Source organism: Nocardia sp. NPDC005745, assembly GCF_040630775.1.
In the GTDB taxonomy this organism is placed as follows: Bacteria; Actinomycetota; Actinomycetes; order Mycobacteriales; family Mycobacteriaceae; genus Nocardia.
The window spans coordinates 511,069-522,964 of sequence record NZ_JBEXYF010000001.1 but is presented as its reverse complement, the minus strand read 5'-3'; the positions used below and the strand labels follow the sequence as shown (position 1 = coordinate 522,964).

The 11,896-nt window shown below is 70.4% G+C and carries 11 protein-coding genes; 3 read left to right on the top strand and 8 right to left on the bottom strand.

Going from position 1 to position 11,896, the window contains the following annotated elements:
• Window positions 1-56 precede the first annotated feature (56 nt).
• Entirely contained in the window at window positions 57-242 is a 186-nt protein-coding gene (locus ABZ420_RS02625) for a hypothetical protein (protein WP_357116330.1), read from the top strand.
• A gap of 72 nt (window positions 243-314) precedes the next feature.
• Here the strand turns inward: ABZ420_RS02625 and ABZ420_RS02620 are convergent, their stop codons facing one another.
• The 7 genes from ABZ420_RS02620 to ABZ420_RS02590 form a co-directional block, all read right to left on the bottom strand.
• On the bottom strand, window positions 315-770 hold the full coding sequence (locus ABZ420_RS02620) for a DUF350 domain-containing protein (RefSeq protein WP_062969855.1): 456 nt from the start codon (window positions 768-770) through the stop codon (window positions 315-317).
• Window positions 771-834: 64 nt separating this feature from the next.
• Window positions 835-1,998, bottom strand: coding sequence for a glutathionylspermidine synthase family protein (locus ABZ420_RS02615; RefSeq protein WP_357116329.1), 1,164 nt, complete (start codon window positions 1,996-1,998; stop codon window positions 835-837).
• On the bottom strand, window positions 1,999-2,811 hold the full coding sequence (locus tag ABZ420_RS02610; RefSeq protein ID WP_357116327.1) for a hypothetical protein: 813 nt from the start codon (window positions 2,809-2,811) through the stop codon (window positions 1,999-2,001). It lies immediately after the preceding gene.
• A 31-nt stretch (window positions 2,812-2,842) separates the two neighbouring features.
• Complete coding sequence (locus tag ABZ420_RS02605; protein WP_040868369.1) at window positions 2,843-3,121, bottom strand: acylphosphatase; 279 nt, start codon at window positions 3,119-3,121, stop codon at window positions 2,843-2,845.
• Window positions 3,121-3,582, bottom strand: coding sequence for an OsmC family protein (locus tag ABZ420_RS02600; protein ID WP_357116325.1), 462 nt, complete (start codon window positions 3,580-3,582; stop codon window positions 3,121-3,123). Before ABZ420_RS02600 ends, ABZ420_RS02605 begins: the two co-directional genes overlap by 1 nt.
• A 114-nt stretch (window positions 3,583-3,696) precedes the next feature.
• Window positions 3,697-4,326 carry an MBL fold metallo-hydrolase gene (locus ABZ420_RS02595; protein ID WP_357116472.1) on the bottom strand — a complete coding sequence of 210 codons (630 nt, stop codon included), beginning with the start codon at window positions 4,324-4,326 and terminating at the stop codon, window positions 3,697-3,699.
• The gene (locus ABZ420_RS02590) at window positions 4,320-5,405 is read right to left on the bottom strand and encodes an S-(hydroxymethyl)mycothiol dehydrogenase (protein WP_357116323.1); all 1,086 of its coding nucleotides are present in this window, start codon (window positions 5,403-5,405) and stop codon (window positions 4,320-4,322) included. Before ABZ420_RS02590 ends, ABZ420_RS02595 begins: the two co-directional genes overlap by 7 nt.
• A 229-nt stretch (window positions 5,406-5,634) precedes the next feature.
• Between ABZ420_RS02590 and ABZ420_RS02585 the strand changes: the two genes are divergently transcribed.
• Window positions 5,635-6,060 carry a DUF1707 domain-containing protein gene (locus ABZ420_RS02585; protein WP_357116321.1) on the top strand — a complete coding sequence of 142 codons (426 nt, stop codon included), beginning with the start codon at window positions 5,635-5,637 and terminating at the stop codon, window positions 6,058-6,060.
• Window positions 6,061-6,117: 57 nt separating this feature from the next.
• Here the strand turns inward: ABZ420_RS02585 and ABZ420_RS02580 are convergent, their stop codons facing one another.
• Entirely contained in the window at window positions 6,118-7,743 is a 1,626-nt protein-coding gene (locus tag ABZ420_RS02580; protein WP_357116319.1) for a hypothetical protein, read from the bottom strand.
• Window positions 7,744-8,184: 441 nt separating this feature from the next.
• On the opposite strand from ABZ420_RS02580, the gene smc reads away from it, so the two are divergent.
• Complete coding sequence (gene smc, locus ABZ420_RS02575) at window positions 8,185-11,805, top strand: chromosome segregation protein SMC (RefSeq protein WP_357116317.1); 3,621 nt, start codon at window positions 8,185-8,187, stop codon at window positions 11,803-11,805.
• Window positions 11,806-11,896: the final 91 nt, after the last annotated feature.

The window sequence follows — 11,896 nt, the reverse complement described above, 5'->3', positions numbered from 1 at the left end:
CGGCGTAAGGACATTGCAAGCCTTCTCGCACTGACACGCAGCACGGGAGGTGCACGATGCAGACATCGCTGGATACGCAGGACCTCTGGCGGAGCCGATACCGGGACTGTTCCGCGGACCCGACAGATCTCGACCTCGATCGCGCGCTGTTCGTCCGCGGCGTGCACGCCGGTCACGGTCCGGAGTGCCGCCAGTACCTCGCCGCGGCGGCGTACTGTCTCGACCACGCGGACGAGCACTGACCAGCGGCCGCGCCGCTGCGAGGGGTGCCGGGCCGGTGCCGAACGTTCCGCCCGATGAGTTCGCGGATACGCCTAGAGGATCGCGAAGGCGACGACCAAGCCGAGCGCGAAATGCGCGGCCGCCACCACGAGTACCTCGGTGGTGTAGGTGTCGGCGTGTAGCGCGGTGCCGATGTCGATCCCGAGCGCCCGCTCGATCACGCGCACCGAGATGACCTGGGCGACAATCCCGACCAGGCCGAACACCAGCGCGGCGATCAGTCCCTCGGACAGCTTGCCGCCGCCGCCCACGGCGAAGATGGCGAGCACGACGATGAACGCCATGCTGATCATGCCCGCGGCCGTGACGATGACGGCGTTCGGCTTGCCCGCCACCACCAGTTTGCGCAGCTTGCCCGGCGTGGTCAGGTCGATGGCGTAGAAGCCGACGAGCATGAGCACCAAGCCGACGAGGGCGTAGAGGATGATCGCTCCCACACCCTCGCCCAGCGAACTCCAGTACCCCGATTCCAGGGCGACTGCGGTCATCTTGATCCTTCCGAGAGGGATTGGCGGGCGGCCGAGATTATTTCGTGCTTGCCGGTGACGAGGCTCAATCGGTGATGCGGTGCGGGACGAAGGCGGAGCCGTCGTCGGTGATCAGTCCCGCGGTCTCGCGGATGCCGAGGCCCGCCGCGGCATCGCCGACGATCCACGCGCCGAGCACCGGGCGCATGTCGTCGAATTCCGGCAGCGGGTCGAGTAACTGGTACACGTAACCTTCCTCGCCGTAGACGCCACCGGTCGCGGTCTCCAAACCCGCGCCGACGATCGTCATATTGGCGCCCTCGCGTCCCAGCTTCGGCTTACGGATGTACTCGGTGAGCTCATTGGGCTGGTCGAGATAGGCGGGCAGCAGATTCGGGTGGCCCGGGTACATCTCCCACAGCACCGCCAGGATCGCCTTGTTGCTCAGCAGCGTCTTCCACAGCGGCTCGATCCACATGGTCTCCGGCAGGCTGTCCACGACGCGCTTGCCGAAATCGTCGTCGAGCGCCCACTCCCACGGGTACAGCTTGAAGATCGCCTCGATCGGAGCCTCCGCCAGATCGACGAAACGTTCCAGCGCGGAATCGAAGCCGATCTCCTCGATCGGCAGCGCGATGGTGTCGAACCCGGCCTCGGCCGCGGTCTCCTGCATGTAGGCGGTGGTGACGTTGTCCTCACCGGTGGCGTCCGCGCCGGACCAGGTGAAATGCAACTGCGCGCTGGGCAGTACGTCGCGCAGCTCGCCCCACCGCTCGACCAGCTTCTCGTGCAACGAGTTCCACTGGTCGCCGCCGGGGTAGCGGTCGGTCAGCCAGTGCCACTGCACGATCGCCGCCTCCAGCAGCGAGGTCGGCGTATCCGCGTTGTACTCCAGCAGTTTCGCCGGGCGCCGCGCGTCGTAACGCAGGTCGAAGCGTCCGTACACATGCGGGTCGGAGCGCCGCCAGGATTCGGCGATCGGGCCCCAGCTCCATTCGGGCAGGCCGAAATCGGCGTACCGCTCGGTCAACACGATGTGCTCCACCGCGTTCAGGCACATCGAGTGCAGCAGTTCGACGTCGGCCTCCAAGGCGAGGATCTCCGGCATCTCGAACTCGTAGTGCACCGACTCGTCCCAGTACGGCCGCGGCTGACCGCTCGCGTCCCGGCCCGGCGAACCGTAGACCAGGCCCTGGCCCTCGATGATCCGCTGCCAGCCCGCCCGAGGCGTATCCCGCACGCGCCGCATCTACGACCCTCCGCCGGTGCTCTTGCTGCCCAGGCCGCCGCGCTGGATCGTGGTGCCGCTCTTGGTCTTGATCTCGGCGCCTTTCGGTTTGATGGTGGTGCCGCCGGTCGGCGGTCTGCCGACGGTGCCGGTGCCGCCGTAGTAGTAGCGGTACTGGGGTCCGCCGCCGAGGATGATCAGACCGGGACCGACACCGGTGTCGCCGATGAAACCGGGACGACCGTCGCCGCAGTGGGAGTCGTCCACCACGATCTCTTGGCCGTTCTCGACTTTCACGCAATGAGCGGTGACCCGGTCCGGCGCGGTCAGGGCGCGATAGGTCAGGTAGCCGCCGCCGACCAGCGCGGCGACGCCGACAATGGCGGCACCGCCGATCATGACGCGCTTGCGGGTGCGCTTCTTGGCCTCCTCGGCCGCCGCGGCCGCGCGCTGCGCTTCTTCGGCGCGCTTGCGGGCCTTGTCCCTCGCCCGTAGCTCGGCCACCGTGGGCGGGCGGGGCTGGGTCACGCCGGCTTCTTGCCGCTGGATACTGCCGGGACGCGGCGGGAGCTCGGCGGGTGGTTGCTGCTCGGCCGGACCGCTCGGGCTGCCGGGCGGCACCGAAGTGGGCGTCGACCAGTCGGTCTCGGACTGCTCGGGGCCACCCGATGTGGAAGCGGGATCCGTGCCACCGGAGACGGGCGTCGACCAGTCCTGTTCGTCGCCGGACCCGGGTGTGGCCGCGGCAGGCTCGTTCTCGTCAGGGCGTGGCGTCCCGGACGGCCGCTGGGGATCGTCCCGGCGCTCGTCGTCACCCGGATTCCGCGTGCTCACCGCTGTACCCCCCTCGTCGCCCGAACCACCACTACCGCTCCTCGAAGCCGGTCAAATCACCCCGCGCGGGCTCCCAGCTTTCCACAACCAACCTGACCTGACCAGGAGTATCGCCGGAACGCAGCTGTGCGAGCAACCGCTCGCAGGCCGGTCGCGGCCCCTCGGCGATCACGTGCACCCGGCCGTCCCTGGCATTCCTCGCCTGCCCGACCAGGCCCAGCTCCAGCGCCCGCGACCGAGTCCACCAGCGGAAACCCACGCCCTGGACCAGGCCGTGTACCCAGGCGCTCAACCGAACGGCCTCGTCCATCAGGCCTCGATGTCGAACGACAGGGTCACCTTCGATCCCGCCTTCAGCGTCCGTCCCACCGTGCAGACCTTGTCGATCGCACGCTGCACGGTGACCAGCAACCGCTCGCGGGCCTCGTCGTCGAGTTCGCTGAGATCGAGTTCGAACACTTCGTCCAGCTGCGGGTAGACCTCGTTCTCCCGGTCGGCGTCGCCGGAGACGCGGATGGTCGCGTCGAAGTTGTCGCCGAGTTTGCGCGACAGCGGGAAGTCCGCGCTCAAGCCGGAGCAGGCGGCCAGCGCGATCTTCAGCAGCTCGCCGGGGGTGAACACACCGGGAACGCCCTGCGAACCGATCAGGACCTCGGCGCCACGGGAGCTGCGCCCGGTGTAGGCCCTGGTTCCGGTGCGCTCGACCCACAGCGTGGTGGGCTCCGGCGCGCTCGGCGCCGCGGTGGCGGGTGTAGCGGTGTGTTCAGCCATGGGTTCGATCCTGCCATTGTCGTCGCAATCAACTCGCGCGCCTGGCAACGCCGCACCTCGTCGCGCCATTCCGCGCCGTCGGCGGCCCGTGGCCGGGATTACGTCCTCGAGGTCTCAGTGACCGCGGGCGATCCACTCGGCCAGGAACGGTTTCTCCGCGCCGATGGTGGTGGAATCGCCGTGCCCGGTGTGCACCGCGGTTTCCTCCGGCAGCGTCAGCAGGCGGTCGCGGATCGACTCGATGATCGTGCCGAAATCGGAGAACGAGCGACCGGTCGCGCCGGGCCCGCCCGCGAACAGCGTGTCGCCCGTGAACACGGCTTTCGCGTCCGGCAGGTGCAGGGCGACCGATCCGGGGGAGTGCCCGGGCGTGTGCAGGACGTGGATCTCAGTGCCCGCCACCGCGATCCGGTCGCCGTCCCCGAGCGGCTGGTAGCCGGCGTCCGGGTGGGTCATGCGCCACAGCGGCTCGTCGCCGGGATGCAGCAGGACCGGTGCGTTCAAGCGTTCGGCGAGTTCGGGCGCCACCGTCACGTGATCGTTGTGCCCGTGGGTGCACACGATCGCGCGGACGGCGCGGCCCGCGACCGCCGCGAGGATCGGGCCCGCGTCGTGGGCGGCATCGATGACGACCACCTCGTCGTCGTCACCGACCAGCCAGATGTTGTTGTCCACCGCCCAGGTGCCGCCGTCCAGGCAGAAGTCGCCGGAGGTGACGACGCGGTCGATGCGGGCGGTCACCAGACCACCACCGAGCGCAGCACATCGCCGGTGTGCATCTCGGCGAAGGCCCGCTCCACCTGGTCGAGCCCGATGCGTTCGGTGACGAAGCGGTCCAGCGGCAGCCGTCCCTGGCGGTGCAGGCCGATCAAGGTGGGGAAGTCGCGTTCCGGCAGACAGTCGCCGTACCAGGAGGATTTCAGCGCGCCGCCGCGGGAGAACAGGTCCAGCAGCGGCATCTCGATGGTCATCTCCGGAGTCGGCACGCCGACGAGCACCACCGTGCCGGCCAGGTCGCGGCCGTAGAACGCCTGCTTCCAGGTCTCCGGTCGCCCGACGGCCTCGATGACGACGTCCGCGCCCCACCCGTCGGTGTACTCCCGGATCTTCTCGACCACGTCCTCGGTGGTGGCGTCGATCGTGTGGGTGGCGCCGAAGTCCGTGGCCCAGCGCAGTTTCCGGGCGTCGCGGTCCACCGCGATGATGGTCTCGGCCCCCGCCAGCCGGGCTCCGGCGATCGCCGCGTCGCCGACGCCGCCGCAGCCGATCACCGCGACGGTGTCGCCGATCGAGACGTTGCCGGTGTTCATCGCCGCGCCGATGCCCGCCATCACGCCGCAGCCGAGCAGGCCCGCCACCGCGGGGTCGGCCGCCGGATCGACCTTGGTGCACTGGCCCTCGTGCACCAAGGTCTTGTCGGCGAACGCTCCGATGCCCAGTGCGGGGGTCAGCTCGGTCCCGTCGGCGAGTGTCATCTTCTTGCTCGCGTTGCGGCTGTCGAAGCAGTACCAGGGCCGGCCCCGTTTGCAAGCCCGGCACTCGCCGCAGACCGCGCGCCAGTTGAGGATCACGTAGTCACCCTCCGCCACGTGGGTGACCGCGGCGCCCACGGTTTCCACCACACCCGCCGCCTCGTGACCGAGCAGGAACGGGAAGTCGTCGGTGATACCGCCTTCGCGATAGTGCAGGTCGGTGTGGCAGACGCCGCAAGCCTGCACCCGCACCACCACGTCGTGTGGTCCGGGATCCGGAATCACCACCTCGACGATCTCGACCGGTGCGCCTTTGCTGCGGGCCACGACCCCGCGGACGGTTTCCGCCACCTGTTCCTCCTCCAGCGAAGTTGGTCGGGACGCGGAGCCGGCCGTTCGTCGGGCCCGCGAGCCGAACACCTGTCCATACAGTTGTTCTCGTCCATCCGAACATTACCGCCGCGGGGTGGGAAGTCCGCGGTTTCGGACGGTGAACGCCCCCGGGTTGACATTCCACTTTGGAGGGTTATGCTAGATTTATATTCCACTATGGAGGGTGGAACCGTCGATAGGACCAGGCATGGAACTCTCCACCGGCACCCGCGCCTCGAATGCCGAACGCGACGCCGTGGTGCGCCTGCTCGGCAGGCATATGGCAGACGGGCGGCTCGATCTGGCCGAATACGACCAGCGCGTCGCTCAGGTGTACGCCACCACCGATCGTGAGGACCTGCGCTCGGTGCTGTCCGATCTGCCCGAACTCGGCAAGGATGCCGTCGCACCGGCTTCCGCGCGCCCGCGTATCCCGATCTGGCAGCGCATCGAGGGCAGCACCTGGCTCGCCGTCAGCCTGCTGGTGCTCGTCATCTGGGGTGCGGTCTCGCTGAGCGTCGGGGCCTTGACCTACTTCTGGCCGATCTGGGTGATCGGCCCGTGGGGTGCCGTCCTCGCCTTCCGTATGGTGGCCGGCTTCGAGAACGGCCGGTTCACCCACCGCGCGAGCTGAGCCCCGCTTCTCGGCGCTGTCACCCGGAGCGCCGGGTGGCAGCGCCGATTTCGTGTCCTACCACCCGCGCCGCGAGGTGGACTCGTGCGAAGGGGACGGGGTTTCGCGCCGTGAGCGCTGATGGCGGCGGTCGGGTGGCGGTTGGTCGTAGGTCCGTTCCGGGGTTCGTTCGGACGGTACGGGCCGGTCCCGTCGGCTGGTCCTCGGCTCGAAGTCCGGAGGCGGCTGAAGGTTGCGCCCTGACCGCCGGCCGGGTCGTGAACGAGGGGAATCGGTCTCGTCGGGGTAGCGATCCGGCTGGCGGCCGACGTGCTGGTCGTCGTCGGCGAGTTCGCGTTGTCGACGTCTCGGGAGGTCGGGACGGCCGGGGGTGGGCCGGGTGGGTACTTGCGGCTCTTCCGCAACGGGCCACCGATCGCTGCGCTGCGCCGATTCGGGTTCGCCGCGTCCTCGGCGCGCCGAGGACGTTCGCGCGGCCGAGCCGTAGTCGTCGGACCGGAGGTTCTGTTGCCCCACGTCGTCGCGTGATCGTCGATCGGCACCGGCGCGGTGGGATGAGGGTCGGGAGGCGGCGGCGCTTGGTGGGGAGCGGCGCTCGGAAGCTCTCGGAGCGGCCGGAGGTCGTTCGCGACCGGACGAGAGCCGGGCATGGTCGTCGTCCACAGCTTCGGCCGGCCGTCGTGCGGACGCGTCATCGGGCTGCCTGCGGAGGGACTTGCCCGCGCGCGTCGGCTGCGGTGGACGGCCCGGCCGGAGGACGGGTAGTTCGCGGGTGGTCTGCGCGGCGTTGACGCCTTTCTCTCGGTAGGTCGCGGGAATGTCGTGGGCGCGCAGCCATGCGCCGGGGTCTTCGCGGGCGCCGGTGCCCAGCCAGGGAATGGTGTCCTCGAGCAGATCGAGGAGGTCGCCGGGCCCGTCGCCGAGGGCGCTGCGAATCGCGTGAAAGGCGTCGGGGTGGAACGTCCACTTCCATTCGGAGGGTGGATGCGCACCACCGTGCCACCGGCCGTGCACGACGAGGTCGCCGGAGCGGCCGATCCTGGCCCGCACCGTTCGCCTGCTCGATTCGATGACGAGTTCGCCCGTCTCGGTGCGGGTGATCTGCTCTGTCTCGTCCTGGTCGTCGAGTTCGCCGGGGTCGGCTTCGTCGTCGGGGTCGGCGCGGCGAATCCATTTCGTCATCGCGCCCAGGGTCGGCAGGGGCAGCCGTTCGCCCGAGGCGAGGCGGGTGATCCGCAATGTCCGCGCAATCCCGGCGACGAGATCGGCGCGCCCTGCGGATTCATCGGGTTCGAGCTGCTCGTCGTCTTCGAGGTCGGCCACGGGAGCAGGCCTCGCGGCCGCCTCCGTGCGACGCGCTCGCTCGCTCCCGCCGTACGCCGTGTCCGGCCGACGTCCGGTTCGACCGGGAAAATTCCCAGGACTGGGAGTTTCGTACTGCTCGGCGTCGTCCCACGGCGGATCGGCGTCCTGCTCCAGCCCTCGCAGCTTGATCTCGAACCACGCCGCGGCCAGGGCGGCCGCACCGAGAGCGGCCGCGAACGCCACCTCCACCCGCACATCGCCGAGCAGCGCGCTCTTGCTGCGCTCGCAGGCGTGCAGGAACACCAGGCTGCCGAGTACCAGCCCCGTGATCCGGGCAAGGCGCAGCCGCGTGCTCGTCCCTGGTGAGGGGGCAGACATCGTGGTGCGCTCCCGAACGTTCCGCTGGCGAATCAGAGGGATCGTATGTGGCCGGAGCGCGCGGCGTCAGTGCCAGTTCGAGACCGCCCGGATTCGGCCGATCGACGAGCCAGGAAGCGGACCGGCGATCGAGCGGACACGCAGGGGCGTCGCGCTGTCGCGGGCGAGGGCCCAGTGGTTCGCGGTGCGCGCGCCACCGGTCTCGACCGGGTGCAACGAACAGTGCGGCGCGCCGTCCGGGCAAACCCCGGGCACATCGAAATGCTCGCGAACCCGCGCCGAGTCGATAACCTACGGACATCGCCGAACCGCCACTCGGCCACGTGCGCCGTCGGGGCCGGGGAGCGCCCGGCACGCGACGGATACCATGACTGGTCGCCGGATACGCTGCCTCGACCGCGCGGAACGCCGACCGGGCAGAACACGGAAAGGTCGTCGAACTTGCACCTGAAGAGTCTGACGTTGAAGGGCTTCAAATCCTTCGCGTCCGCGACGACGCTGCGGTTGGAGCCGGGCATCACGTGCGTGGTCGGTCCGAATGGATCGGGCAAGTCGAACGTCGTCGACGCGCTCACCTGGGTGATGGGCGAGCAGGGTGCGAAGGCGCTGCGGGGCGGCAAGATGCAGGACGTCATCTTCGCGGGCACGGCGGGGCGCGCGCCGCTCGGCCGCGCCGAGGTCACGCTGACCATCGACAATTCCGACGGCGCACTGCCGATCGACTACGCCGAAGTCTCCATCACCCGGCGCATGTTCCGCGACGGGGCGGGCGAATACGAGATCAACGGCAACTCCTGCCGCCTGATGGACGTGCAGGAACTGCTCAGCGACTCCGGTATCGGCCGCGAGATGCACGTCATCGTCGGGCAGGGGCAGCTGTCGGCGATCCTGGAATCGCGCCCGGAGGACCGCCGCGCGTTCGTCGAAGAGGCCGCCGGTGTGCTCAAGCACCGCAAGCGCAAGGAGAAGGCGGTTCGCAAGCTGGAGGCCATGCAGGCCAATCTGGCCCGGCTCACCGACCTCACCACCGAACTGCGCAGGCAACTCAAACCGCTGGGCAGGCAGGCCGAGGTGGCTCGAAGGGCTCAAACCGTGCAGGCCGATCTGCGCGACGCGCGGCTGCGCCTGGCCGCCGACGACCTGGTCACCCGCCGCGCGGAGCTGGCGGGCCAGCAGAGCAAGGAGGCGTACGCGCGCGAGCAGCAGATCACCGTGCAGTCCGAGCTGGACGCCGCCAACGCGGCGCTGGCGCAGCAGGAATTCCAGCTGTCCCGGTTGACGCCGAGCGCCGAGGCCGCCGCGCAGATCTGGTTCCAGCTCTCCGCGCTGGCCGAGCGGGTCAACGCGACCATCCGCATCGCGGGCGACCGGGCGCGCCACCTGGACACCACCGCTCCGGTCGGCGCGGGCCGCGACCCCGAACAGCTCGAGGCCGAGGCCGATCGTGTCGAGGCCGAGGAGGCCGAGCTGCGCGAGGCGGTCGAGATGGCCACCGAGACGCTGGAGGCGGCCAGAGACCAGCTGGCCGAACGCGAACACGCCGCCAAGGCCGCCGAGCAGGCGCACTTGGCCGCGGTGCGGGCGATCGCCGACCGGCGCGAGGGCGTGGCCCGGTTGGCGGGCAAGGTGGACACCTTGCGGGCCAGGGCGCAGTCGGTGGACGCGGAGATCGCGCGCCTGTCGGTCGCCATCGCCGACGCCCGCCATCGCGGCGAGGCCGCCCAAGCCGAATTCGACACGGTGCAGACCGAACTCGACGAACTCGACGCGGGCGAGGCCGGTCTGGACGCCCAGCACGAGCACGCGGTACAAGCCTTGGGACTGGCCGATCAGCGCGTCACCGAACTGCGCGAACAGGACCGCGACGCGAGCAAGCGGGTCGCCTCGCTCGGCGCGCGCATCGAGGCGCTCGGGATGAACCTGGCGCGCCGCGACGGGGTGGCCTGGCTGGTGGAGCACCGCGAACAGGGCTTGCTCGGTCCGCTCTCGGCGTTGCTGCGCGTGCACGGTGGGTACGAGGCCGCCGTCGCCGCCGCGCTCGGCCCGCTCGCCGACGCCGTCGCCGCCGACACCGGCGAGTCCGCGCACACCGCCATCCAGGCGCTCAAGGACGCCGACGGTGGTCGCGCCGCGGTCGTCTTCGGCACCGAGAGCGCCGAGGGGCCGCACCCGGGCGCATTGCCCGGCGGCGCCCGCTGGCTGGTCGACGTGGTGGAGTGCCCCGACACCGTGCGCGGCGCGATCGCGGCGCTGACCGCGGGAATCGCCGTGGCCGAGGATCTGCCCGCCGCCCGCGCGCTGGTCGCCTCCCGGCCCGGCCTGCGCGTGGTCACCCGCGACGGCGACCTCGCCGGAAACGGCTGGCTGCTCGGCGGTTCCGATCGGGCGCCCAGTCAGCTGGAGATCCAGGCCGACATCGATGCCGCCCAGGCCGAGCTGGTGTCCGCGCAGCGGCGCGCCGAGGAACTCGAGGCCGCGCTGTCCGGCGCGCTCGAGGAACAGGCCGACCGCAAGGACGCCGTCGATCAGGCACTGCTCGCCCTGCACGAATCCGATCAGGCGCTGGTGGCGATCTACGAGCGGCTGGGCAGGCTCGGCCAGACCGCCCGCACCGCGCACGCGGAGAGCGAACGGCTGCTCGGCCAGCGCGACGACGCCGAGGCCAACCGGGAAGAGGCGCTGGCCGCGCTGGCCGACCTGGAGGATCGCCTTCGGCACGCGGAACTCGAACAGTCCGAGGTGGATGCCGACGGCGCGGGCGCCGCGGGTACCGAAGCCGCGGGCCGCGCGCGCGAGGAGGCGGCGTCCGCGCTGGCCGAGGCGCGCGCGATGGAGGTCGAGGCCCGGCTCGCCGTGCGCACCGCCGAGGAACGCGCGGAATCGGTACGCGGCAAGGCGGAGTCGCTACGCCGCGCCGCCCATGCCGAGCGGGAGAACCGCGCCCGCGCCGAACGCGCGGCGGCCGCGCGCAAGAAGGCGGCCGAGGTGGCCGCCGCTGTCGCCGAATCCGGTGCGAAGATCGCCGCCGAGCTCGAGCGGGTGGTCGCCGCGGCGGGTGCCCGCAGAGACGAGTTGGTGCGCAAGCGCTCGGAGTGCGCCGCGCAGGTCGAGCAGATCAAGGAGCGGGTGCGTGCGCTCACCGCGCAGCTGTCCCAGCTCACCGACGCCGTGCACCGGGACGAGGTGGCGAAGGCGCAAGCGGCGCTGCGCATCGAGCAACTGGAGGCGACGATCGCCGAGCAGTTCGGCATCGCGCTGAACGATCTGATCGCCGAGTACGGTCCGGACGTGCCGCTGCCGCCCTCGGCGCTGGAACTACAGGAGTATGAGCAGGCCAAGGAGCGGGGCGAGCAGGTCAGCGAGCCAGCGCCGATGCCATACGACCGGCAGACCCAGGAGCGGCGCGCCAAGCGCGCGGAGAAGGATCTGGCCACCCTCGGCAAGGTGAATCCGCTGGCGCTGGAGGAATTCGCGGCACTGGAGGAGCGCTACAACTTCCTGGCCACCCAGCTCGAGGACGTCAAGAGCGCGCGCAAGGATCTGCTCGACGTGGTCGCCGAGGTCGATGCCCGCATCCTCCAGGTCTTCACCGAGGCATACGCCGACGTGGAGCGCGAGTTCGTCGGGGTGTTCGCGAAACTGTTCCCCGGCGGCGAGGGCAGGCTGCTGCTCACCGACCCCTCGGACATGCTCACCACCGGCATCGAGGTGGAGGCCCGTCCGCCGGGCAAGAAGGTCAAGCGGCTCTCGCTACTGTCCGGCGGGGAGAAATCGCTCACCGCGGTCGCGTTGCTGGTGGCCATCTTCCGCGCCCGGCCCTCGCCGTTCTATGTGATGGACGAGGTCGAAGCCGCGCTCGACGACACCAACCTGCGCCGCCTGATCGGCTTGTTCGAGCAGCTGCGGGAGAAGAGCCAGCTGATCGTCATCACCCACCAGAAGCCGACGATGGAGATCGCCGACGCGCTCTACGGCGTCAGCATGCGCGGCGACGGCATCACCCAGGTGATCTCCCAGCGGCTGCGCGGGGAGAATCTGGCGCCGGTCGGCGCGGCGGGCTGAGCCGCCGCGCCGTCACGAGGGCACGGACCCTCACGCGCAAAGCACGCCGGTCCGCCGACAGGTCACGCCGTCACATGCGGATCGGCCGGGT

What these genes read in the sequence shown, in the direction of transcription:
- ABZ420_RS02600 (WP_357116325.1), bottom strand. Translation starts at nt 3,582, where the DNA reads ATGGCTGAACACACCGCTACACCCGCCACCGCGGCGCCGAGCGCGCCG.
- ABZ420_RS02580 (WP_357116319.1), bottom strand. Translation starts at nt 7,743, where the DNA reads ATGTCTGCCCCCTCACCAGGGACGAGCACGCGGCTGCGCCTTGCCCGG.
- ABZ420_RS02625 (WP_357116330.1), top strand. Translation starts at nt 57, where the DNA reads ATGCAGACATCGCTGGATACGCAGGACCTCTGGCGGAGCCGATACCGG.
- ABZ420_RS02620 (WP_062969855.1), bottom strand. Translation starts at nt 770, where the DNA reads ATGACCGCAGTCGCCCTGGAATCGGGGTACTGGAGTTCGCTGGGCGAG.
- ABZ420_RS02585 (WP_357116321.1), top strand. Translation starts at nt 5,635, where the DNA reads ATGGAACTCTCCACCGGCACCCGCGCCTCGAATGCCGAACGCGACGCC.
- ABZ420_RS02615 (WP_357116329.1), bottom strand. Translation starts at nt 1,998, where the DNA reads ATGCGGCGCGTGCGGGATACGCCTCGGGCGGGCTGGCAGCGGATCATC.
- ABZ420_RS02605 (WP_040868369.1), bottom strand. Translation starts at nt 3,121, where the DNA reads ATGGACGAGGCCGTTCGGTTGAGCGCCTGGGTACACGGCCTGGTCCAG.